At 61.7% G+C, this 21,711-nt stretch carries 28 protein-coding genes and 3 pseudogenes; 6 read left to right on the top strand and 25 right to left on the bottom strand.

Annotation, left to right across the window (positions count from 1 at the left end; translation table 11 throughout):
* Window positions 1-3 precede the first annotated feature (3 nt).
* From AC1DEZ_RS24780 to AC1DEZ_RS24760, 5 genes are all read right to left on the bottom strand, one after another.
* Window positions 4-951, bottom strand: a complete 948-nt coding sequence (locus tag AC1DEZ_RS24780; RefSeq protein ID WP_441514181.1) for an FAD binding domain-containing protein — start codon at window positions 949-951, stop codon at window positions 4-6.
* Window positions 948-1,598 carry an aldehyde dehydrogenase iron-sulfur subunit PaoA gene (paoA, locus tag AC1DEZ_RS24775; RefSeq protein WP_441514182.1) on the bottom strand — a complete coding sequence of 217 codons (651 nt, stop codon included), beginning with the start codon at window positions 1,596-1,598 and terminating at the stop codon, window positions 948-950. The genes AC1DEZ_RS24780 and paoA overlap by 4 nt, the downstream gene beginning before the upstream one ends.
* Window positions 1,599-2,042: 444 nt before the next feature.
* Window positions 2,043-2,306 (bottom strand): DUF763 domain-containing protein, encoded by a 264-nt coding sequence (locus AC1DEZ_RS24770; RefSeq protein WP_441514183.1) that lies wholly within the window; start codon window positions 2,304-2,306, stop codon window positions 2,043-2,045.
* Window positions 2,307-2,785: 479 nt separating this feature from the next.
* A complete protein-coding gene (locus tag AC1DEZ_RS24765) occupies window positions 2,786-3,199 on the bottom strand; it encodes a DUF1236 domain-containing protein (protein ID WP_476780928.1) in 414 nt (137 codons plus the stop codon).
* Window positions 3,200-3,459: 260 nt separating this feature from the next.
* A complete protein-coding gene (locus AC1DEZ_RS24760) occupies window positions 3,460-3,702 on the bottom strand; it encodes a hypothetical protein (protein WP_476780927.1) in 243 nt (80 codons plus the stop codon).
* Window positions 3,703-3,918: 216 nt separating this feature from the next.
* Between AC1DEZ_RS24760 and AC1DEZ_RS24755 the strand changes: the two genes are divergently transcribed.
* On the top strand, window positions 3,919-4,230 hold the full coding sequence (locus AC1DEZ_RS24755) for a hypothetical protein (RefSeq protein WP_476780926.1): 312 nt from the start codon (window positions 3,919-3,921) through the stop codon (window positions 4,228-4,230).
* A 436-nt stretch (window positions 4,231-4,666) separates the two neighbouring features.
* Here the strand turns inward: AC1DEZ_RS24755 and AC1DEZ_RS24750 are convergent, their stop codons facing one another.
* From AC1DEZ_RS24750 to AC1DEZ_RS24725, 6 genes and pseudogenes are all read right to left on the bottom strand, one after another.
* Window positions 4,667-4,801, bottom strand: a complete 135-nt coding sequence (locus AC1DEZ_RS24750; protein ID WP_476780968.1) for a hypothetical protein — start codon at window positions 4,799-4,801, stop codon at window positions 4,667-4,669.
* 56 nt (window positions 4,802-4,857) lie between these two features.
* A pseudogene (locus AC1DEZ_RS24745) lies at window positions 4,858-4,938 on the bottom strand (hypothetical protein); the annotation flags it as partial.
* A gap of 1,171 nt (window positions 4,939-6,109) precedes the next feature.
* Window positions 6,110-6,478 (bottom strand): SpoIIAA family protein, encoded by a 369-nt coding sequence (locus AC1DEZ_RS24740; RefSeq protein ID WP_441514476.1) that lies wholly within the window; start codon window positions 6,476-6,478, stop codon window positions 6,110-6,112.
* 37 nt (window positions 6,479-6,515) lie between these two features.
* Window positions 6,516-6,644, bottom strand: coding sequence for a hypothetical protein (locus AC1DEZ_RS24735; protein ID WP_476780925.1), 129 nt, complete (start codon window positions 6,642-6,644; stop codon window positions 6,516-6,518).
* 136 nt (window positions 6,645-6,780) lie between these two features.
* Window positions 6,781-7,638: an SDR family oxidoreductase gene (locus AC1DEZ_RS24730; RefSeq protein WP_441514474.1), complete on the bottom strand. Its 858-nt coding sequence runs from the start codon at window positions 7,636-7,638 to the stop codon at window positions 6,781-6,783.
* Between the two features lie 26 nt (window positions 7,639-7,664).
* On the bottom strand, window positions 7,665-7,853 hold the full coding sequence (locus AC1DEZ_RS24725) for a DUF3008 family protein (RefSeq protein WP_441514473.1): 189 nt from the start codon (window positions 7,851-7,853) through the stop codon (window positions 7,665-7,667).
* A gap of 736 nt (window positions 7,854-8,589) precedes the next feature.
* Between AC1DEZ_RS24725 and AC1DEZ_RS24720 the strand changes: the two are divergent.
* A pseudogene (locus tag AC1DEZ_RS24720) lies at window positions 8,590-8,649 on the top strand (HXXEE domain-containing protein); the annotation flags it as partial.
* 12 nt (window positions 8,650-8,661) lie between these two features.
* Here AC1DEZ_RS24720 and AC1DEZ_RS24715 read toward each other — a convergent pair.
* The 3 genes from AC1DEZ_RS24715 to AC1DEZ_RS24705 form a co-directional block, all read right to left on the bottom strand.
* On the bottom strand, window positions 8,662-8,844 hold the full coding sequence (locus AC1DEZ_RS24715) for a hypothetical protein (RefSeq protein WP_441514472.1): 183 nt from the start codon (window positions 8,842-8,844) through the stop codon (window positions 8,662-8,664).
* 120 nt (window positions 8,845-8,964) lie between these two features.
* A complete protein-coding gene (locus AC1DEZ_RS24710) occupies window positions 8,965-9,876 on the bottom strand; it encodes an NAD(P)/FAD-dependent oxidoreductase (RefSeq protein WP_441514471.1) in 912 nt (303 codons plus the stop codon).
* A 178-nt stretch (window positions 9,877-10,054) separates the two neighbouring features.
* Complete coding sequence (locus tag AC1DEZ_RS24705; RefSeq protein WP_441514470.1) at window positions 10,055-10,303, bottom strand: low affinity iron permease family protein; 249 nt, start codon at window positions 10,301-10,303, stop codon at window positions 10,055-10,057.
* A 344-nt stretch (window positions 10,304-10,647) separates the two neighbouring features.
* Between AC1DEZ_RS24705 and AC1DEZ_RS24700 the strand changes: the two genes are divergently transcribed.
* Window positions 10,648-11,700, top strand: coding sequence for a YihY/virulence factor BrkB family protein (locus tag AC1DEZ_RS24700; protein ID WP_476780924.1), 1,053 nt, complete (start codon window positions 10,648-10,650; stop codon window positions 11,698-11,700).
* Between the two features lie 112 nt (window positions 11,701-11,812).
* On the top strand, window positions 11,813-12,082 hold the full coding sequence (locus tag AC1DEZ_RS24695; protein ID WP_441514468.1) for a hypothetical protein: 270 nt from the start codon (window positions 11,813-11,815) through the stop codon (window positions 12,080-12,082).
* Between the two features lie 519 nt (window positions 12,083-12,601).
* On the opposite strand, the gene AC1DEZ_RS24690 is transcribed toward AC1DEZ_RS24695, so the two are convergent.
* The 9 genes and pseudogenes from AC1DEZ_RS24690 to AC1DEZ_RS24650 all read right to left on the bottom strand — a co-directional run bounded on the left by AC1DEZ_RS24690 (window position 12,602) and on the right by AC1DEZ_RS24650 (window position 19,282).
* Window positions 12,602-12,859 carry a hypothetical protein gene (locus AC1DEZ_RS24690; protein ID WP_441514467.1) on the bottom strand — a complete coding sequence of 86 codons (258 nt, stop codon included), beginning with the start codon at window positions 12,857-12,859 and terminating at the stop codon, window positions 12,602-12,604.
* 401 nt (window positions 12,860-13,260) lie between these two features.
* A pseudogene (locus AC1DEZ_RS24685) lies at window positions 13,261-14,716 on the bottom strand (FAD-dependent oxidoreductase).
* An 80-nt stretch (window positions 14,717-14,796) separates the two neighbouring features.
* Complete coding sequence (locus AC1DEZ_RS24680; protein WP_476780923.1) at window positions 14,797-15,042, bottom strand: DUF6894 family protein; 246 nt, start codon at window positions 15,040-15,042, stop codon at window positions 14,797-14,799.
* Window positions 15,043-15,579: 537 nt separating this feature from the next.
* On the bottom strand, window positions 15,580-16,188 hold the full coding sequence (locus AC1DEZ_RS24675) for a cysteine hydrolase family protein (RefSeq protein WP_441514465.1): 609 nt from the start codon (window positions 16,186-16,188) through the stop codon (window positions 15,580-15,582).
* 25 nt (window positions 16,189-16,213) lie between these two features.
* Window positions 16,214-16,708, bottom strand: a complete 495-nt coding sequence (locus AC1DEZ_RS24670; protein ID WP_476780922.1) for a hypothetical protein — start codon at window positions 16,706-16,708, stop codon at window positions 16,214-16,216.
* Window positions 16,709-16,792: 84 nt separating this feature from the next.
* On the bottom strand, window positions 16,793-17,287 hold the full coding sequence (locus AC1DEZ_RS24665) for a YciE/YciF ferroxidase family protein (RefSeq protein ID WP_441514463.1): 495 nt from the start codon (window positions 17,285-17,287) through the stop codon (window positions 16,793-16,795).
* 228 nt (window positions 17,288-17,515) lie between these two features.
* On the bottom strand, window positions 17,516-18,409 hold the full coding sequence (locus AC1DEZ_RS24660; RefSeq protein WP_476780921.1) for a DUF6328 family protein: 894 nt from the start codon (window positions 18,407-18,409) through the stop codon (window positions 17,516-17,518).
* A 3-nt stretch (window positions 18,410-18,412) separates the two neighbouring features.
* Window positions 18,413-18,961: a phosphatase PAP2 family protein gene (locus tag AC1DEZ_RS24655; RefSeq protein ID WP_441514461.1), complete on the bottom strand. Its 549-nt coding sequence runs from the start codon at window positions 18,959-18,961 to the stop codon at window positions 18,413-18,415.
* Window positions 18,962-19,033: 72 nt separating this feature from the next.
* On the bottom strand, window positions 19,034-19,282 hold the full coding sequence (locus tag AC1DEZ_RS24650; protein WP_476780920.1) for a hypothetical protein: 249 nt from the start codon (window positions 19,280-19,282) through the stop codon (window positions 19,034-19,036).
* A gap of 523 nt (window positions 19,283-19,805) precedes the next feature.
* Here AC1DEZ_RS24650 and AC1DEZ_RS24645 point away from each other — a divergent pair.
* Both AC1DEZ_RS24645 and AC1DEZ_RS24640 read left to right on the top strand, forming a co-directional pair.
* Window positions 19,806-20,105 carry a PepSY domain-containing protein gene (locus AC1DEZ_RS24645; RefSeq protein WP_476780919.1) on the top strand — a complete coding sequence of 100 codons (300 nt, stop codon included), beginning with the start codon at window positions 19,806-19,808 and terminating at the stop codon, window positions 20,103-20,105.
* A gap of 13 nt (window positions 20,106-20,118) precedes the next feature.
* Window positions 20,119-20,655, top strand: a complete 537-nt coding sequence (locus tag AC1DEZ_RS24640) for a hypothetical protein (protein ID WP_476780918.1) — start codon at window positions 20,119-20,121, stop codon at window positions 20,653-20,655.
* Between the two features lie 354 nt (window positions 20,656-21,009).
* On the opposite strand, the gene AC1DEZ_RS24635 is transcribed toward AC1DEZ_RS24640, so the two are convergent.
* Both AC1DEZ_RS24635 and AC1DEZ_RS24630 read right to left on the bottom strand, forming a co-directional pair.
* Window positions 21,010-21,480 (bottom strand): GGDEF domain-containing protein, encoded by a 471-nt coding sequence (locus tag AC1DEZ_RS24635; RefSeq protein WP_476780917.1) that lies wholly within the window; start codon window positions 21,478-21,480, stop codon window positions 21,010-21,012.
* 3 nt (window positions 21,481-21,483) lie between these two features.
* A partial coding sequence (locus AC1DEZ_RS24630) for a DUF3606 domain-containing protein (protein WP_476780916.1) occupies window positions 21,484-21,711 on the bottom strand: 228 nt, incomplete at its 5' end.

The raw sequence follows: 21,711 nt of genomic DNA, 5'->3' as shown, positions 1-21,711 counted from the left end.
GGCTCATCCTCTCGCCTCTGAGAGAACCGCACCGAGGGTGCGCTCAATCAGCGGTAGCTTGAATGCGTTCTGCTGGGTCGGGTTAGCGCCGGCGAGAAGCTGCGCGGCGGCAGCTTTCGCGCCGCGCGGCAACGCGGCTTCCGCGACCTCGACGCGCCAAGGCTTATGCGCCACGCCGCCAAGGGCCACGCGCCCACTTCCGTCCCTTTGGACAATCGCGCCGACCGAAACCAGCGCGAAGGCATAGGAGGCGCGATCGCGAACCTTTCGATAGATCTGCTGGCCGCCGACTGGCTTCGGCAATGTCACCGCCGTGATCAGTTCTCCGGGCAAAAGGGCGGTCTCGATCTGTGGCGTGTCGCCGGGTAACCGGTAGAACTCTGCGATCGGAATGCTCCGCGTCCCGCCGTCCCCGCGCAGCGTCTCCACCGTCGCGTCGAGCGCGCGCATGGCCACGGCCATGTCGCTCGGATGGGTCGCGATGCAGGCGTCGCTGGCACCCAGGATCGCGTGATTGCGCGTGAAGCCGCCCATGGCGGAGCAGCCGCTGCCGGGCTGGCGTTTGTTGCAGGGCTGGTTGGTGTCGTAGAAATAGGGGCAGCGCGTGCGCTGGAGCAGGTTGCCTGCGGTTGTCGCCTTGTTGCGCAATTGGCCCGAGGCGCCGGCGAGAAGGGCGCGAGAGAGCAGCGGATAGTCGCGCCGCACACGCTCATCCGCCGCAAGATCGGTGTTTCTGACCAGCGCACCGATCCGCAAGCCGCCGTCTGGCGTCGCTTCGATCCTGTCGAAGTCGAGGCGGTTCACGTCAATGAGATGCGCGGGCGTTTCGATCTCGAGCTTCATGAGATCGAGCAGGTTGGTGCCGCCAGCTATGAATCTGGCGCCCTCCGTTTGGGCCGCGGCCACAGCTTCGGCTGGCGAATCTGCACGTTCGTAGGTGAAGGACCTCATGCCTTCCTCCCCGCCACCTCGCTGATGGCATCGATGATGTTGGGATAGGCAGCGCAGCGGCAGATGTTGCCGCTCATGCGCTCCCGGAGCTCCATTGCAGTCAGCTGCGGCTGCGCCATCAGATCCGCGCTGACATGGCTCGGAATTCCGGCATTGATCTCATCGACCACCGCCACGGCCGAGCAGATCTGGCCGGGGGTGCAATAACCGCATTGGTAGCCATCATGCTTCACGAAGGCGGCCTGCATCGGATGTAGCTTCTCCGGCGTGCCCAGCCCCTCAATGGTCGTCACGCGGTCACCCTCGTGCATCACCGCCAGCGTCAGGCAGGAATTGATCCGGCGACCCTCCACAATCACCGTGCAGGCGCCGCACTGGCCGTGGTCGCAGCCCTTCTTGGTCCCGGTGAGGTGGAGATGTTCGCGAAGCGCGTCGAGCAGCGAGGTGCGCACATCCAGCCTCAGCTTACGCATCTCGCCGTTGACGACCATCGACACCTCCGAAGAGAATTGGGCCGGCATTGTCGATCGTTCAGCAGGAGCAGCAGATTGAGCTTGCGCCAGCGGCGGCACACCGAGCGCTCCAGCGGCCGCTCCGGCCATGATCAGGTCCCGCCGCCTGATCGCGTGATCACTGTGGCTTTGCATGTGATGTCCCTTGCTGTCGCGGCAGCGGCTGGAACACCCCCCAGTTCGGCAGAGAACAAAAATCCTGGCGCATTGGTTCCTCCCAATCCGTCAATCGCGGATCCTGGGCGGACGCCGGAGCGTCAGAGCCTCTCTGAGAACATCAAACCCGGAAATGCCGAGCGCTGTTGGAGCCCTCATTAGTCATTCACGAGTTTTTTCTCGCCGTTAGCGGTGTCAGCCCCCAGCCAATGACGCTGCGCGCGCCATACTGCGAATGTCGTCTCTCCCCGCTGATGAATTCTCCCAGCGTGAGCCCTGAGGCTGACCGTTCCAGTCTTCGGCTCTCTTGATCCAGCCGCGCAAACACTGCCAAGCGGTCGTCCTGTCCAAGTTTGGCTTTCTCGACGGCAGACCAATGCACGGAGATTGTCTGATGTAGACCTTGATCGGAACGGCTAAAGTCTAACGATCCTTGCAACCGTGGGCGAGGGAAAACCGCGCGGGATCGGTGAAGCGACAGGGGGCGCCGTGGATCACCTCGGCCACAATGGCAAGGGATCGAATGGTGCGCGCTTCGACGCCTAGGACAAGCAGCAGCTCGGCAAAGTCGCGCGCCGGTTCCAGAATGATCGCGTTGGGATGATCGGTACCAATGGGACTTGAGCCGGGCGTTACTTCGCTAGCGTTGCGACTTACCCGTGCTGCGCGTCCGATCGGGTAATGCATCGATAGCCTTGTCGGCGCCCTGGTCCCGGTGAAGTACGCCCTCGCGCAACACTTTCGTGGCAGCATCGGCCTTTTTCGTTGGGTCAGTTGGGATGGGCATTGTTCGGGAGTGGCCGTCGGCGCAACGTCCTTGGGCTTCTTTCCGGCGTTGCGAGAAGCGGCGGTGTACTTGGGAGCAGTCCAGCGACGAATGGCGGCGGGATGTCCGCGCCTTCGTTGACGGCTATGCATGTATGACTGCTGTAGCGGCGGTGCTGCCGAAGTCAGAGGGTGAGGGTGTTTGCCATTCCGGGTAGCCGTCCGAAGGAGCCGCCCAAAAGTCCGGCTTAAACGCCGACGTTACCACCTTTCGGCTAAATTGCACAGGCGACGCCTGCACCATCGAGGCAGTAGACTAAAACGAGCAATAAGCCCACTCGCGGTCGTTCTATTTTTGAGAGCTCTGACCCCGTGCCGGTAAGCACGGGGTCAGAGCAGACCTATTCGATAATCTGGATGATCTTGCGGGTTCTCGGCTCGACAATCACCGTCCGATCGTTGACGCGCGCGTAGCGGTAGCCCTTCACGCCATACTCATCCGGAACCTCGCGGTAGGTCACGCCGCGCTCGGGGAGCACGGCACCGACGCGCAGCTCTTCGCGATAGGCATACGAAGGCACCTCATGCTGGGTGACATAGGTCTTGAAGCGCGGGGTGTTGTCGCCCGCGATACCTCCGACCACCGCGCCACCGACGCCACCGACGACCGCTCCCACCGGGCCGCCCACAATGGCACCACCGACCGCGCCGGTTGCCGCGCCCGCAGCCGCACCGCCGCGCGCGCCCTCGGGATTCTGGGCAAGCGCGAGCGCAGGGAAAATGACGACTGCAGATACAACAATGATCTTCCTCATCAGATGACCTCCAGCTGGTCCCCAGTTGGAGGTCTAACTAAGAATGGTCCAAACGGTTCCTGTGACAATTTCTTGAAACACCAAGCAGGTCGTCTTCCATGCCGCCGAGCGTCCTGCTGTCCAAAAGAAGCTCTTAGAACAGCGTTTTCCAAATGCCCAACAGTACCAAAAAGAGCCAAACCGCCGCTGATATGGCAAAAATGGCTATGTGAAGCGTGGTAGGCATAATTTGCCCCTCAACACCCCAGCCACATCCTGATTTATCTCGACTTCTCTGGGCCCGTCTCGTTACCGGTAACGCGCATCAAATTGACCTCACGCGACGAAAGGTTCGAACGAGAGCCGTTGGTCGCCTTCGCGCCGATGATGTGCACGACGACGCGCCTTGAAACACGGCCCCAATCCGGATCGGGTGAGCATTGCGTCAGGCGGGCAGTATGAAGGGGCTCGGCCCAAGCCAGCGCCGGCGCCATCATCACAACAGCCAAGCTCAAATTTTTCATGATGGCCTCCGCTGCGATAACGCCTATGTCAACCGCCAGAAGAGGCGGTGAGTTCCCTGGTCGCGTCCGACGAGAAAAGCCCCGCCAGCCGAAGCTGACGGGGTAAGTTGAATGTTCGCGAGTGATTGGTTCAGCCCGCAAATTGGTCTCTGGTTCCCGCACCGGTCGCTGCTGCGCTAGCGATCAATATGCTCCGGCATCGCCTTGAAATGCTCCTTGGTCCAGTTGGAGACGGCATGGAATGTCGCCGTCTTCGTCGCGCATGAATTCAAGGTCGCTGCGGTTGCAATATTGGCCTTCGCCTCTGACGCCGAGACGCGCCGTATGACCTTCACGGTCTTTCCGTCGGCGGGACTATCCGACGAGGGACCGGATGTACGCCTTCAACGAAGTGCGGCCCTTCTCCGTATGGGTCTGCGTGCTTATCTCGCTGAGATCGGCGAAAGCGACGACAGCTTCGATTACGAATTCAGCGCTGTTATGTTGCGGCCTTCTTGGTCGCCGGGTCGGCTGTCGGAACGTGAATGATCAAGCCGATTGAGTTGTACGGCTACTGAAGAGCTTTCTGGCTAGCGTTTCGGATTAGGCAGCACCGCAGCCTCAGCGGCCATGTAGGCATCGGAGGCCCTAAGAGCCGCTTCCACAAGCGGCCTGACGACTGTGCGGACATTGCGGCGCCATTGGTCGCTGGATTGGTCCCAGGGGACCTGACGCATCTCGCGTCGGGCTTCATGGAACGTTTTCGCTGCTGCTTCGACCGCAATCTCTGTTCGTTCGTCAGGCATCGTGAGCCTCACCAACTCAACATCGCTGCAGATAGAGAACCACGACGGCGGCCGCCTGTTCCCCTACTCCCGCCCACTTGTGGCGCCTCGGGTAGATCGCGCCCCCTGACCGGCGAGCTGTAGAGCGGGAATATCGCGCCGGCGTCAGGGATCCCAACCTGCTGTGTCTAGGGGCGCGGTCATGCTGCGGCTCCTGCGAAGAGGTCGGCGGTTGGATCGTTGTCGGGCCGGAGATCGTCGAAGCGCGGCAGGACGCAGCGCTTGCGGCGCTTGAGATCCGGCAGGGCCGGAGCCTGGATGCAGTTGACGCGCACAGGGCGGCAGCAACCTGCGGGCAGACCGAGTTGCCGATCTTATGGCGCTGCGCGGTCTCGGTGAGCTGGCCGCCGGCGGTGATGTCGTATGTATTTGGGAAGCCCTGGGCCCTGGCGAGCTCGCGGGGCGTCAGCATCCGCATGCCGATGTCCCAGACGATGATGCCAGGTGCGATCTCGACCAGGACGTCAGGATCGTGCCAGACGCCAGGAGCATGGAGGAAGCGGGCCACCATCTTGGCGGGCTCCCGGCGTCTCGCAATGGGTGGAAAGCGGACCCCATTTGATCGCCACGAAGCGAGCTTTTCGAAGCCAGTCCGCGGTCCATCACAAAGACGCTGTTCGATGAGCAAAGCACAGTAGGCAAGTTTGGCAACCGATGTGAATAGGGTGTAAGTTCCTCGTCGCAGGTTACGGTCGCCGCGGCAGGGCGAGAGCCTGGAGATGACCCTAGCCTCCGGCCGCCCAGCAATTGGTGGAGGTTGTCATGAGGAAACTCGCAACCCTGGCCAGCGCCGCTCTAATCTTGACGGGCAGCGTCTGTGTGGCCAACGCACAGTATTGGCGTGGCGGCGGCTGGGGGTACCACGGCGGCTATTATCGTTACGGCTGTTGTGGCGGCGGCGCGATCGCGGCCGGGCTTATCGGCGGAGCGCTATTAGGAGGTTTGGCCACTGCTGCTGCAACGGCACCCGCATACGGGGTATGGATATGGCTATGGCTATCCGGCCCACAGCTATGCGTATCGGTATCCCGCTTACGGGTACTATTACCGGCCTCGAGTTTATTATGCCCCCCGCTACTATGCCCGACCGATTTACTACGCGCGCCCGTATTACGGATGGCATCGGACGTACTATGGCCCCTGGATGGGGTATCGCCGGTATTATTGAGGTCTCAGACTCTCTTCCCTTGAAAGTTCGCTTCGGTGGGCAATTGAATAAGAAATTACACAGCGTCCACGCTCCGATAATAGTATCGGACTGGATGGTCGCCGCTACGATCTTGAGCGGGTCGGCCGCCCGGCTGAAAGGGGTCAAAAAAGCTAGGCCTAGGGCAAGCCAGGCACCCAGCACATGAGTTAGGCCTATCTCGGCAAGAAGCTCGCATGCGCCTGCGGAATACTCTCACGGCCCCATCCGTTGCGAGGGCAAGGCTCTTAACGTGCTGTCGGGCCTCCCCACGGCGTTCGGCGAGCACACCAGCACATTGGGCTGCTTCAGCGTATTGTCCTCAAGGACAGCTCGCTTTGGCAAAAGAGGCACCGGAGCACGTCTTTCGCCGAAATCACTCATCCCCGCAAAGGCCCTAATCCGGATCTCCCCTCAGCCAGGCCAAGGCGTTGGCTTTCTCATTTGCCGGAAACCGTTTGATGTCGGCCGCCACGAAATGCTTCGCGACGTGGGGAGCGAACTTCAAGAGCTCGCTGTCCGAGACGATCGCCACACGCGCGACCTTGCTATGATGGCCCATGACGAATTTGAGGTGGGAGACCAGCGCGCCGATGTCCTCCCAGCCGGGAAAGGACGCGGCATCGACCATGAGCCCTTTGAGTACCCCGTTTGCCTTGATGTAGGGGTCGACGACGCCGGACAACCGTTCGAAATCCGCCTTGTCGAGGGGGCCATGAGGCGCCAGAATCACGATGCCCTCGGCGAACAGTTCAATCTGCAACATGCGCCCCCTCCGTCAAGACGCGACCTGAGCGGTCGGGTTATTTGGGCAGGCACTCGACATTATAGGCGACGATGATCTCCTTCGGCCCGACTTCGTTCCAGGCCGCTTCCAGTGCAGCCAGGGTGCGGGCCAGGTCGACCGGATCATTCAGCGATGAGAATGGCATGGTTCCTTCCCGCGGCTATTGCATGGCTTGATTATTCGGGCTTTCCCTATCGCCACGGTCCAATCGTGAACAAAACTGACCTTCAGCGGAACCGGTGGGCTCTCGGGAAGCTCAACGACAATTGAGCCGCGTGCCACTACAGGATCGGATGCCCGCCGGTGACGGCGATGGTAGCCCCTGAGACGTAGCTCGAGAGCGGATCCGCCAGCATCACATAGGCCGTCGCCAGTTCCGCCGGTTGTCCCGGCCGCTTCATCGGAACCTGCTTGCCGAATTGCGTGACGCTCTCTCCCGTCATCGTCGAGGGGATCAGCGGCGTCCAGATCGGCCCGGGCGCGACGGCATTGGCCCGGATACCCTTCTCAGCCAGCAATTGTGCGAGACCGCCGGTGAAGTTCTGGATCGCGCCCTTGGTCGTGGCATAGGCGAGCAAGGTCGGATTGGGCTTGTCGGCGTTAACCGAGGCCGTGTTGATGATGCAGGAGCCAGGCTGCATGTGCGGGACGGCGGCCTTGGTCAGGTAGAACATCGCATGGATGTTCACCGCGAAGGTGAGTCGCCATTCTTCATCGGATATGTCGCCGATTTCCTTGAAGCTCGCCTGATGGGCGGCGTTGTTGACGAGGATGTCGATGCGGCCGAATTCGGCCACGGCCCGGTCGACGATCTGGCGGCAATGGTCGGATTCCTGGATGTCGCCAGACACCAGAACGGCTTTCCGTCCGGCCCGCTCAACCCAGCCGCAAGTTTCATCGGCGTCCTCGTCCTCGTTCAAGTAGGAGATCAGGACGTCAGCGCCTTCCCGCGCGAACGCGATGGCGACAGCCCGCCCGATACCGCTATCACCGCCGGTGATGATGGCGCGCTTGCCCTTGAGGCGGCCGGAGCCGACATAGCTTTCCTCGCCATGGTCCGGCCGCGGCGTCATGGCGTCGGTCCGTCCCGGCATGGGTTGCTGCTGTTCCGGGAAAGGCGGTTCGAAGCGTGACGTCATCCCTGCCTCCTCGAAAACCCGGCGAGTCAGTGCTTGCTCTTGTGCTCGGGCTTACCCTTGCGCTTGGTCGACGCCATCTTCTCGAGTTCGCTCTCGCTCATCGATTTCTCCATTGATTTCGATGCGCCCTTGAGTTCGCTCTCCTTGATGTCCCCGCGCTTGGCGGCGAGTGCGGCGCCGGCGGCCTTCTGCTGAGCGGCTGATTTCGCAGGCATGGCATCCTCCTTCGTTGGAATGGGCGCCTGACGGCCTCGATCTTGAAGTCGTCGCGATGTGAAGACGAACACGCCGGCCGTCGGCAGGTTCCCTCTGAACGGTCGTCCATGTGCGAAGCGCATCATCAGCGCGCCGGATCGTGTCTCGATAGCCCGGCCAGCAGGACTTCGACGACAAACTAGACGACGGGGTTCTGCCGCCAAATCGTCGGCCGCGAGGACCGCGTTGCCTAGCTCTTTCCGATCGGGCGGCGCGGGTTGATCGGATTCGAGGAAGACGACGGCTTGCGTTCGCCATCCTCGGACGAGGGAACCTCCGAGTGTTTGGGCGGCTTGAGCTCGGGAGTTTCGGAGCCCGGGCGGGGTCGACTATCGGTCGCGCGTTTGGGCTGGCCAACAGTTTTGTCCGTGGGTTGCGACATGTTGCTTCCTCCGCAGTTTCGCGAAGAATTGCGATCGACACCTTTGGTTCCATGCGGTGTGGAAAGATCTCGACCATTTGGGAGGGCGGCCGACGGGTCGCGGGGACACCCTTGAAAGACGTCGCCGAGGTCTTCGGCTCCGACTAGGCCTGCCGCATTGAGGTCGGCGGCGGCAATGAGGTCATGACCCGTCAACGTCAACGGCGTCTGGGGTCGTGCCACTGCCTTCGTGCTCGCGGCCACCGTCCATATCGGGTTCCACCTTATCGCGGTCTATCTGAGCTTGCTCAAAATGCCGTTGCTATTGCCAGGCCATTGCATTGCGGCGCTACAATCCCGGGCTGGTAACTGCGGTCCTGCTGTTCATTCCCCTCGCAGTTGTGACGCTATGGACGTTCGCCGCCATCCCGGGAGTGACGCTGTCGGACCACTTCATTGGATTCGGCGACGCGATTTTCATTCACGCCGCGATCCTCACGCGGGCACTTTCCCGCAAGCGGCATCTTGGGAGAGCCGCTGGCACGCAAGAGGATGGTCGCCTTTTCGAAACCCGCGAGCGAACCGATCACGCGCTCTGCTCGTTTTGGCGGCTTGCTTGCGGGAAGTCTCCTCGAGGCGGAACGGGCTTCTTTTGAAGTCGAATGCCCCAAGTCCAGTACCACAGGGGGGAGCGGACGGCATTCCCCCAATCAGCGCAGGATCGGGGCGGCGGCTGCCAGATCATTGCGGATCGTCGTGGCCGCGACGCCAGCCTCTCCCATCGCATGACTAATCTGGTCCAACCCGACAACGACGTCACCGGCGGCGTAGAGACCTCGGATGCTCGTCCTCTGGTGGGCATCAACCTTGATGCATCCCTCGTCCGTCAAATCGGCGCCGAGCGCTCCCGCCAGCTCCGAATGTATCTCCGAGCCCAGAGCCGGATAAACGGTGTCGAAGGTCATTCGCCGTTGGCCCACGGTGACATGAATGCCGGTGCTGCCCAGGGCAAAATCGCTCGGATACCCGCGGACGATCGCAATGCCTAGCGCTCGGGCACGGTCGATATCCTGGGCAGCCATAGCCGAGTCCTCCTCGATGATCAGCGTGATCCGGACGGTGAAGGACCTGAGAAATGTACACTCGGTCAGGGCGCGAGGGCCGCGGCCGATGACCGCGACATTCTGGTCGGTTACTTCAAAGCCATCGCACACCGGACAATAGCGCAATCGTCCTTCGCGCAACGCTTCCGCGTGCGTTGCCTCGGATATCTCCGGCCGTCTGTTGGTGACCCCGGTGGCCAGAAGGACGGTTCGGGCACAAGCGATGCTCTCGCGACCGCGGGCCTCGAAACCGGCCGCGCTCACCGCCAATCCATCGACGCGCGCTCCGATCAGGCTGGCGCCGTATTTCAATGCGTGATCACGCATGCGATTCAGTAAATCAACCCCGGCGATGCCGTCCGGAAAACCGGCCTGGTTGTGCGTGCAGGGGATTTGCCGCGCCCGGCTGTTGCCGTCGTCGGCGACTGCCACGGAGAGATGAAAGCGCGCCAGGTAGATCGCTGCGGTCAGTCCGGCGGGACCTCCTCCAATGATCAGGCAGTCCAGTGTTTTTGCCATGGGGCGCCTTTCAACCGTACCGCTTATTCCCGGGTCTGGTCATTCCTACTCGGCGGGTTTGGGCTCGGGAGAGCCGCGCTGCCGTATGAAAAGTGGGCTGCGCCTGACGGCGCAAAAGACCAAGTGCCTTCCCGAAATGGGTTGGCGTCGACCCCTTGTGATGCCTCAAGCGTTGCCATTAGGAATAAGTTCGAAGGCTTCGTGCTTCCTGAATGCCGATCAGCGAGTTGCGAGCGCCGTCATATGCCTTGATCAGTTCGCCGATCTTGGCCTGTAGAGCGGCGCCGTCGCGGTTTTGGGTTGCTTGCAGAATAGGAAGAACCAGGAGCGTCACGGCGCTGATCGCCAGGCTCGCACCGCCAGGAAATGATCGCTCCCGGAAGGCGAGCGCGCCTAAGAGAGAAAGCCCGATGGCGATCAGAAGCATCGCAGAGCGCGCCCGGCGAAGCGAGCGCAACCGGTCGAAAAATGGCCACGCGCGTGAAGAGAGAAGCTTTGCTGTTCTTGTGAAGAATGTGATCGTAGCTCGACATGGCGCACCTCGGTCCAGGCGCTCGCCACGGCCCGTGCGGTTCAAGAGAATGAGTTGGACGGGCAAGCCGATTACCTTCTTTGTGGCCGTAGGCCTCATCATCGCCTGGGCGGCGTCCGGCCTGACGCGAGTCTGGAGGCGCGAAAGTTTCCCGGGGATGCAACCTTTCCCCTCCCGGCGCGGTTGCCCGAATTTGGGGCGGTGACGTGCGAATTCCGGTCTTATTGAAACAGGTCGCATTGACGATCTCCACGGGTACGGCTGCCGCGATGATCGCGGCGGGAGCATTCTCGCTGATCGCGGGCCCGGGCCGTCCTCGAAATCGTGAAGGCGGAGGATCTGGCGAAGGCGTCGACGCGGAAGCGCCGACCGATATTCCTCCGCCCGGCTGGCGCGACATCCTCTGGCGGACATACGGCGAGGTGAGCACCGACAGGGTCCTGGCGGTTGCAGCAGGTGTGACATTTTACGGGTTGCTGGCCATCTTTCCGGCGATCACGGCCTTCGTATCGCTGTACGGTCTGGTAGCCGATCCGGGAACTGTCGCCGAACAGCTCTCTGCTGCGCAGGGCGTTATGCCAAGCGGGGCCATCGAGGTTGTTCGCGACCAGATCACACGAATCACGAGCGGTAACGACACCAAGCTCGGGTTTGCTTTCGTGATCGGGCTCGCGCTTTCAGCCTGGAGCGCCAATGCGGGCGTCAAAGCCGTCTTCGATGCCCTGAACGTCGCCTACGGCGAGCACGAGAAGCGCAGCTTCATCCGACTGAATTTGACCTCGTTGGCCTTCACGATCGGAATTCTTGTTTTCGCGGTTCTTGCGATCGGCGCGGTCGCAGCCATTCCGGTGATCCTCGACCGCGTCCATCTGGGAAAGGCCGTGGGATGGCTTCTGTGGCTCGGACGCTGGCCAGCCTTGATCGTGCTGTTGATGGTTGGCCTGGCGGCCCTCTACCGCTATGGGCCGAGCCGCGATGATGCCCAATGGAAATGGGTGAGCCCCTGTGCCCTATTCGCAAGCGTCGCGTGGTTGATAGGATCGATCCTGTTCTCCTGGTACGTCGCCAGCTTCGAGGACTACAACAAGACATACGGCACGCTCGGCGCCGTCATCGCCCTTCTCATGTGGATGTGGCTGTCAGCCACCATCATCCTTGTCGGGGCCGAACTGAATTCCGAAGCCGAGCGCCAGACGATGCGCGACACCACAATGGGGCCCCCTCAACCGATTGGGCTGCGGGGAGCGGATGCCGCCGATAACAAGGCGGGCAAGTCAGACCCATCACGGTAAACCGGAAGCCGCTGAGATCATGGGATAGGATTCGATTTGGAGCGGAACCGCCGCCTGCCGGGCCGGTTGAAACCGCATCGGATACACTTGCACGAAATGGCGGGAGAGCGAGATGGCAGACGACAATGAAACCGAACGGACGGCCGCTGGCGGCGCCGGATCGCGCTCGAAGGCATCCAGGGAAGGCGGGGAATCCGCAGGCCAGGCTGTGTCCGACCTGAAGTCTGTCGGCATCGATACGGACCGGATGACCGAGGCTGCGGGTGAGCAGGTTAGTGAGTTGCAGCGGCTTGTGATTGAGGAGGTGAGGGCCCGTCCCCTGCGTGCGCTGGCGTGGGCCGCAGCGGCTGGCGTGGTCTTCGGCTTCTGGGCGGCGAAATAGGCGGTGGGGGCGCTTATCGCCCAGCTCACGGGGGCCGCGACGGCGGCCATCAAACGAAGAGCGATCGTTTATGGCCTCGGGGCCGGAAGCGGTCTGCTCGGGCTTTTCGCCGCGGCTTACGCGGTGGATGCCCTTTACACGTTTCTCGCATTACGGTGGGGGCTTGTCGCCGCCAGCCTCGCCGTTTCCGGCGTTCTCCTTCTCAGCGCTTTCATAGCCGCCTTAGCCGGTTATCTCGCCTCCAGGACGCCGTCCAAATCTCTTGCAGCTCGCTTGCAAGCATCTTCGGAAGTTTCGGCGGCAAAGAGACGTCTAGCGGGGTCAAAGAGATCGCTCGCGCCCACTTTCGCCGGGGCGCTTGCCGGGGCCGTGGCGGTGATGACACTCGCCTTTCTCAGGCGCGCCGGGTCACTGAGCGAAGCGCGCGAGAAAACGCGCTCGAAATAACCCTGGTTCGCGACCCCAAAATCGGCCGGACCTGGCTCAGGCGACTGATGGCGAAAGACAGTCTCCCATCGTTCACCGAGAGTCGCGGCAATCATAATCCAGACTGCCATGGGGTTCGCGAAGCGCTTCCCTTAGAAAGCGAATGGGAAACTGGATCGCTTCGGCATTGGCTTCCGAAAGTTCCGTGGTGCGCTGCGACACTCCCTCCTCGGCACGAGCGAGAGCGTTGTCCAAGTCGGAGGACTGAAGCACCCCTTTTCGCTTCAATTCAGCAAACGCGGCGGCGACAGAAAGGAGCAGACCTTCGAGTTGCAGGTTAGCTGTGTTCACCGGGGAACTCCTTTTTGGATAAAGCGCACGGCTCAAGCGAGAAGGAGGGGAGTTATTTGCCGTGATGAGTGACTGCCTCGCTCTTGTTTCGGGGTCGAAAGATAAAGGCGCCGTAGTAGTTCGGATCGTATTCCGGCGGCGGGCCCGGCGCGCCAGCGTCCGTCCCGCCGTTCTGCAAGGCGACCCGATGAAATTCATGACCTAGATTCGGCCGCCTGCATCGAATGCGATGTGGACACCGTTTCGAGCAGAAGCGGGTTTCCCGTTCACGGGCGTCTCCAAGCTGAAGAGGACGATGGACACGCCATAATCCGAGGAGTCCTCCGATTCCTTGAGTAGGACGGCGTCGTAAAACCTCCGGCTCCGGGCGACGTGGTTCGTTCCAAGACAGACATGATGAATCATGACGAGGCCTCGACAACCGCGAGAGGTCCGATCGCCGGCGCGTTCAGGACGCTGCCGTCGGGCGCGAAATGCGATCCGTGGCAGGGGCAGTCCCAACATTCCTCGAACGAGTTCCAATGGAGGTGACAGCCAAGGTGCGTACACGCCGACTTCTCGATGACGGCCCCCTTCTCGGTCCGATAGGCGGCTATCTTGCTCAGGCCGCGCCTCACGATCGCACCTTGGCCGGGCTGGAGCTTGTCGACCGAGGACAACTCTCCAGGCGCGAGATATTCGCGAAGTTCTTTACCGCCGTGATGTTCTCGCTGACATAGGTCGTCGCCGCCTTGATCGGCTTCCGATCAGGGTCGTAGACCGCAGCGAATTCATTTTCCCGGCCGAGGATCAGGTCGAGGATGAGCAAGCTGGCGCCCGATGAAGCCGCAATAGTCGAGCGTGTCCATGACCTGCCCCGACCAGCGATAGCGCTCCGAACCGAGATCCGGGATAAGGGTCTTGGCCCAGGAGGTGAGGGCGGCGAAACGCGCGTTGGCGTCGTCGGCCCCACCCGTCTTATGGTCCTCTCCACCCACAATCACGATGTCCTTGCCGTCCCTGCCGGGCGTCAGACGAACGTAGTGATAGGGTTCCTCAGTGTCCCAATAAAGGGCGTCGTCGAGCTTTCCCGCCTCGATCTCGAATCCCATGGCGTAGGTCCGATAGGGCGCCTGCTTGGTGTGCAGGGCGACGAGATCGTAGATCGGGGAATTCGTCGCGATCACGGCATGCCCGGCCGTCACCGTGTGGCCGGACTCCAGCTTGAGCTCCACGCGATCCTTCTCCTCCTTCACCTCGATGACGGCGGAGTTCGGGTGCAGGCGTGCGCCTTTCTGGGCCAGCGCCTCGACGACGCCGCGGAGATACTTCAGCGGATAGAAGGTCGCCTGATCCGAATAGCGCAGGTAGGGACGGTCCTCGAGCGTCCGCAAGGGCAGGCCTTTGCCGCGCTCGACGGTGACGCCGATGTCCTTCGCCGCTGAAATCTCATCGTCGAGGACGCTCTCCACACTTTCAGGATCGAGGAAGAGAATTCCGGCAAGCCGCCTGAACTCGCAGTCGATCCCGAGTTCGCCTTGGAGGGCCTCGATCCGATCGACGGCGGCGCTCTGGCTCGCTTGAAAGCCCTTTCGCCAGGCCCTGTCCGCGCATCGACAACAGCTCGCTCAGGGAATCGTCGCAGATGGGGGCGAGATGAGCGGTCGTTCGCGAAGTCATTCCGCCCGCGATTTCGCCGCGATCGAGGACGACGACCGACAACCCACGCGCCGCGAGTTCATAGGCAATCGACAGGCCCGCGATCCCGGAGCCGACGATGGCTGCATCAGCGGTGTGGTTCGACCGAAGAGGTTCCGCCGTCGGCGCTACCTCGACATCCATCCAAACCGAACGGCTTCTCTCGCGTTGCGCGTTCATCGCAGACCTCCGCAGTGTCTGCGTGCAACGTTCTCGGATGGATTATGTTCGAATGGGCGCTTACGGAGAAACGGTCCGGATCAGGTACAGGGCACATCCGAAAATGTGACGTCTCCGGATTCGAATGAAATTCGGCCGCGATAGATGGTGCGATCACCCGCCTGGACCAACATGGTCATTTCGCAATTGTCAGTCTCGGTGAGCGCATCATGGGCAGCTTCAGCGAACGCCGCCCGAGCTTCCTGCCGAGCAGCCTTGTCGTCCGGAAAATCCAAATCGACGAGGTGCGATCCACCGTTATTCGTGATGAAGCGGTACATAGGCATGGGCAGTTTCCTGAGGAGGTCACCCCTCTAATCGGAACGCCCCAGTCTTGGTTCCCCACGATGCCCTTCGCATGGAAGTCGGAAAGCGGCGCTTTTGCCCGCACGCGTTCCCAACTTGCGATCTCTGGAGCGTCTTATTGGGGGCTAACTCCCGGCTGTTTGGCTGGATGTCGAGCGCGTTGGGCCTCGTCACGGGAATTGTACGCGCGCCGATGAAGCTGCAACCCTTCCGAGTCAGTTGCTTTCAGATGGTCTCTCTGGTCTGCGCCGCTGCCGCACCGTTGCGCGCTGGTCCTCGGCTGTTCGGGCGGGTGGGTGATCCTTGGACTTTCAGCATGCGTCAGGAGGGTTTCGAATCTGACGCTTGCGGAGCGGCAAGCGTGCGTGTTCCCGCGGATCTCAAACCGAACAGCGACGTCTGCTGCGGGGGATGTTCGCGACGGCTTGCGACGTGGTCAGAGTACCGGGCGACGATCGCGTTGATGCTGCGCGATCGGGGTCGACCGATCGCGGATCCGCTTCCGCGCTGAGCCGATCTCACCGCCAATTAGCTAAGACCTCCGCGGCGCTTGAGGCTTCGATCTGCTCGCTGAAGCGGTTGAGGTAGAGTTCCATCAGTGCGTCGTGGGTGGAATCCGCAGAGCTACAGAGTGCGTCGGTCACGAGGACGACGCGAAGCCCTCGATCGACGGCGCCCAGGACGGTCGCCAGGACGCAAACATCGGTCTCGCCGCCGGTGATGATAGCCGTGTCCACGCGCTTGGCGCAGACGAATTGATCCAGGATTCCCTCGGTCCAGGGCGAATAAACCCATTTGTCGAGAACGATGGCAGGTGGAGTATAGCGCTCGAGCGCCGGGTGAAGTCGAACGGCGTCAGGACCGACACTTTCAAGCGTTACTTCCGACCATCGTTCGTAATAGCGCCGCCAAGTTCCGCGGCCCTGCCCGGGGCGCTCGACGGGGATGAAGCGCGTGAACAGCGTACGATCCGGATGAGATCCAGCTATTGCCTCGATCGGTGGCAAGACCTTTTCCAGCCACGGAAAGGCCCAAGGATAGCCGGGGCCAAAGAGCCGCTGCATGTCGACGCAGAGATGGATGCAGTTCTCCCCGAGAGCTCCATGCACCAAGCCGTGGGCAGCCATCGCCCGCCTCCCTTAAATAAGCTAATCAATCGCGAAGAGAGCGAGTTTCGTTCGCGGAAGCTTCCTGATGCTTCTCCGCCGCTAATCCATCGGGATTGCCCTGCTCGAAGGGAGCAAGCGGACCGGTGGGATTCGTCGACCGCGGATTGGGACCCGGGCGACGCTCGTCTCCGGCCCGACCCGGCCTTTGCGGGATCTGAAAGCTCCCCGGAGTCGAAACATCGCCCTGTGCGAGTGGTGAAGCCGGTGCTTCCCACTCCTGGACGGCGGCGACCAGTTCGGCCAACTCAGTGGCCTGCGGAGTGCCCTCTTTTACATCGGCCAGACGATGTATTTCCGCGGCCGCTTCCGCGTATTCCTGCTGCGTTGTAATGCGCATCCTTGGCTCCTCGCCGTACTGCCACCGGTTCACCGCGCCCTTGATTACTTCCTTTGAGGGATGAACATGGTGCGCCTCGGTGACGCCGTCGCTCAGCGACCACTCAGGACCCGCTCTACGGATCACAAACGTTGCCGACATATCGTTCTCCGAACGCCTCCCGGAAACGAGCGACCGCTTAAGCTCGTTCGGTTATCCGGGAGGCGAATGGGCGTGACGCCGAGATCAGGCGGCCTTCTTATTCGCCGAGCCGATTCCGATCTTGGACAGGAGTTGGTCTGTCTTGGTTTCTTCGGTGAGCGTCTGGTTGAGCAGCCCGACAGCATTCGTCAGACCGAGTTCCCCGGCCCAGGTCTTCAGCGTGCCGTAACGAGCGATCTCGTAGTGCTCAACCGCCTGCGCGGCGGCGACCAAGCCCGCATCGATTGCCGGGCTGCCCTCGAAATCCTCGATGATGCTCTTGCCCTCCTCGATAATGCCGAGGATGGCGTCGCAGGTCTTGCCCCGCGGGGCCTTGCCGAGAATCTCGAAGACCTCGGTGAGCCGCTCGACATGGGTTTCGGTTTCGTCGCGATGGGTTTCGAACGCCTTCTTGACCTCCGGCGAATTCGCGGCGCGCGCCATCTTGGGCAACGCCTTCAGAATCTGCTTTTCGGCGTAGTAGATGTCCTTGAGCGTATCGAGAAACAGGTCGTCGAGCTTCTTCGGTTCGGTTGCCATGAGAGCCTCCCTTGGTGGGTTGAAACTCCCTAAACCGAAGGGGCTTTCGCGGGTTCCCGCCTTGAGGAGCGTTCTCCGTGCCCGGGGCTCCTGAGGCATCCTACGCCTGCCTCATCAGGCCACGCTCGGCATGGTTGTCGTCGAGCCGGCGGCGGTCGCCCTAGCCGATCGGACAGAGGCGCTTTAGGGAAAAACGACCGCGCGTTGTTCCCACAGGTGCCTCGTAATTCAACTACGCTTCGCAGCTAGCTTCAGCCAAGGCCACAATTGCCAAAGGCCGATAAGCACAGCCAGGCTGGCTGTCGCCATGACAAGGGAATGCTTGTGCTGGCCGGTGATTTTGTAGGCGACGACATATGTGTCGCCCGAAATGCCGAATGCCAGAAATGCGGTTGCCAGGAGGATGAGCCTGCTCGCCATCCGCTGAAACGCTGGGTCATCGTGCCCGGCGTAGGCGATGCGATGGAATGCGGCGGGGGATACCAAAAGAGCGGTGGCAATGACGATGAGCGCCAATGCGGCTCCGTGAACGAGCTTCAACCGCTGATCCATCTCGGCGAACGATTGCGTCAGAACGATCGCAAACTGAAAGCCGAGAAGGGCTTGTGCTCCGGGAAGGATGACGCGGGCCTCGGTCAAGACATAGTCGATTTTCGCGGCCATCGGTGTCTTCTGATCGGGAGTAGGCATGTTCCTTTCCTTTCTTCGAACCAGCCAAGGTCCAAGCCAAAGCGCCCCGCACACGGCCAAGCCAACGAGACCGGACACGACGCCCACTGCCGCTTCGGCAATCCGCGTGCCGACTATGCCGACATCCAGCGCCATGGCGACGGCAAAGCCAGCCAACGTCGCCAGCATAATCCGGTCGATCATCACCAGGATTTCGCCGCTAGCCTCGCCGAACAGGACGATCCGATGATACGAACTCGGCATTATCAGAAGGGCGACCACAGCGATCGTAAGCCCCAGCACGACGAGCTCGATTTGCTTTTCTTGCGGGGAGAGGGAAACGAAGGCATTCTGAAATGGCGCCTGAAACTGGAAACCCAACAGGATTTGGGCTCCGAGCATCAGCATGCGAGATTCATCGAGCGCCGTTTTGGTTTTCTCGACAAGGGACATCTATCAACCCTCGTCGCGAGGCATTGCGTTCAGGATCGACTCCACCGCGAGCCCGAGCGCGCCCCCTGCCAAAACATCGCTGGTCCAATGCGCCAGCAACGCCACCCGCGTGAATGAGATCGCCGTCGCCGCCATCCACGCGATCGCCGTAAACCTCGGAAATGTCCTGCTCACCGCGCTCGCCAGAGCCGCCATGTGAACGGCATGACCGGAGGGGAACGCGGCGTATGCATCTCCCGACTTCGGCACGCCGTGCCTGCGGCCCCTGACCTCTATCCGATCTGGGCGTTCCTGCGCGAAGCACTTCTTCAAGGCGTGCGGCAATATGGTGGCCACGAATGTTGTGCGCACGATGTGGTTGGCAGCCTTTCGGTCGCGCGTGCCCGGGTCGGTCGTCAGCCAAAAGCACACCGCTGCGAAGCAAAGAAAGCGCTCGTCCGCCAGGAGAGTTGCCGCACGCAGCGGTCGCTCAAGTTTTGGGGTTGCGTGGCTGGCAACGACAGAGGCGATGGCCTGGTCTGTTGGTAAGGTCGGTATTCGCAGACGGCGCATGGCTGAATCCGGTTCTCAGATGCGAGATTTGCCGGGTTGGCTCTCGGATCGAGTCCAACATGGATTCGAGGTCTAGATCTCGTGAGCCTCGTCTGTATCGCGGGTTCTATCCGGTAATTCGCGAATCGCCTCCTCGGCGCCCTGGTCCTTGTGCAGCACACCCTCCCTCAACACCTTGGTCGCGGCGTCGACCTTTTTTCCCGGATCAACCGAGATCGGCATCGTATCGGGCGTTGCAGTCAGTCCGATCTCTGTGGGCTTCCTTCCTTCATTCTTCGCAGACGCCGAAAAGGTAGCAAGGGATTCCGGTTGCTTTGCCATGGCGCGCTCCTCCGATTGGCTTAGCAACTTGAGATTGGTTTCCGTGTTCCTTAGCCGCCTGTTCAGCGTTCGAATCGAACCGGGCAGCCTACGTGGCAGCGGCCGGTGCTCGCATCGCCGGAACGTCACAGATGGCTCCGAACAATGCTTGTGGCATAAGATCCGAGGACTCGCTCGATTCCAGCGCCGGGAAATCTCGGCCGGGCATCCGGAGATCGAGCGAAAGCGATAGACCTTCGGGAGCCCATCTCCGCGTAATGGTCGCTCCGAGCCCAGTCAGCGTCGCGTTTTCAAGTTTGCTGCCAAAGCCCGCATGCGCGGGAATTTCGGCAATCGGTGGCCCGCCGCGTTCCGTCCAGTGGAGCGTCGCCGTCTCGCCGTCGCGAACGAGCTGCACGTTCAGTCGACCGTTCGGAGACGAGAGAGCACCATACTTCGCCGCGTTGGTACGGAACAGAATTGCCGCTCACCTCGTTCGAAAACCGTTCCGTGGTCCATTCCACGAATAGCGAGGTGTCCAGACATGAAGAAGATCTTGATCGTGTCGCTGATCGCGGCGGCGACGTCTTTTACCGCGCTCGCGCAGACCGCCACCACTTCACCGGTGCCAGCACCGAAGGGGGATGCGGACAAGAATGCTCCGCTGCCCGGCGCGAACAGCTTCACCGAGGGTCAGGCCAAGAGTCGGCTGGAGGCCAACGGCTACTCGCAGGTCGGTCCGCTGACAAAGGACGCGGACGGCGTTTGGAAGGGCAGCGCCACCCATGGGGGCGCCAAAGTCAACGTTACCGTCGACTATCGCGGAAACATCACCCGCCAGTAATCGGGAGAATCCCATGACACAGACACTCACTCGCTCCTATGAGAACTACGAGACGGCCCGGTCGGTTGTCGAAACCCTCGAAGCCGGCGGAGTGAGTTCCGCCGACATCAGCGTGGTCGGTCGGCACGCCAAGGCCGATGACAGTCATGCCGGTGAAGGTGCGGGCATCGGCGCGGCGCTTGGCGGAGCGGCCGGTCTGCTCGCAGGGATTGGGCTGCTTGCCATTCCCGGGATCGGGCCAGTGGTTGCCGCGGGTTGGCTTGCGTCCACGGCCGCCGGCGCTGCGGCCGGGGGCGTCGCGGGAGGTATCGTCGGAGCGCTGACCAGCGCAGGGCACAGTGAAGAGGATGCCAATTACTACGCCGAGACGGTGCGGCGGGGCGGGACCGTGGTGTCGGTTCGCGTTGCCGACGACCAGGTTCCGGCGGTCGAGGCCATCCTTGATGGGGCGACGCCGATCGACCGGGACGCCCGCTTAGCCGAATACCGGGGGGCCGGCTGGAATCGGTTCGACGAAACCGGGGCTCCCTACCGTTCCACGGTCATCTGACCAAGGTCGGCCAGCCCTCATACCTGGGGCTGGCCTTCTCGCACTACCAAGCGCTGGGAGATCATCTTGCCAATGGGAGAGTCGCATGGGTTGGTTTTCACAGGACATCGCAACGATGGACGATCTTTTCCTCCATACTCTTAGGGACATCCGGAAGGCCGCCTGAGTTCGATGCGCAGAGCTCCTCGGCGGGGCGCTTCTTGGTCGGAGCGTGAAGGGCGAGGGCCTGACGGTTTTCGCCCTCAGCGGACGATCATGAGGAACCGGGAACCGATGCCGGACCGGCTCAACCTTTGGCCGCCAATCTCTCGGGGTATGTCCCTTGGGCGCGCCGCCAGGATATCACTTGCCCAGCTACGACCACACGGTCGCGCCCGCCGTTCTTCGGTGAATACAGGGCTCGGTTTTGGCCGCCTCTACGAGCGTGGAAAGCTTCGTGACGGAACCGCGATCCGGCCAGGAGGTTGCTGCGCCCACGCGGGTCGTAATCCGCCAAGACGACGGTGCGCCGTCCTGGCTGAACTCCAAGGCACGGATCGCTTCCGCAATCCTCGTGCCAAGCTGCTCGCATCCGTTCGCGTCAGTATTTGGCAACAAGAGTGCGAATTCCTCTCCGCCATATGCCAGGTCGCCTGGCCGCAAGCCATGGGCGGCAATGATTTCCGCCACCGCCCGAAGGCACCGATCTCCTTCCTGGTGGTCATGCTCATCGTTGAGCTGCTTCAAATGGTCAAGGTCGATCATCAAGAGCGAGAGCGGAGAGAGGATTCCCGCCGCGCCCGAGACCATTCCCTGCGCGGCAACGGGCAACGCCTGACCGGACATTGTTTAACGGGCGTTCCAAAGCTCCTGTTCGACGGCGGGAGCCGAAGAACCGACCTTCCGCACCGCGTCTTCAAGTGCAGCTTGCGACACGCCAAATTTGTCGGCCCAATACCTAACTTCGTGGTCCCTGGAGAGGTTGATAACTGAGTGATCCTGCGGGCCGCGGGAATAATCGGTCTCTGCCATCTCGGCCTCTCCCTGCTGCGCAGTTCGTCCTGCCAGCCCGTCTGC

The organism is Allobosea sp. 10L422, assembly GCF_056395345.1.
Note: the sequence above shows the minus strand (reverse complement) of the source record. Positions and strands in the feature narration are given on the sequence as shown.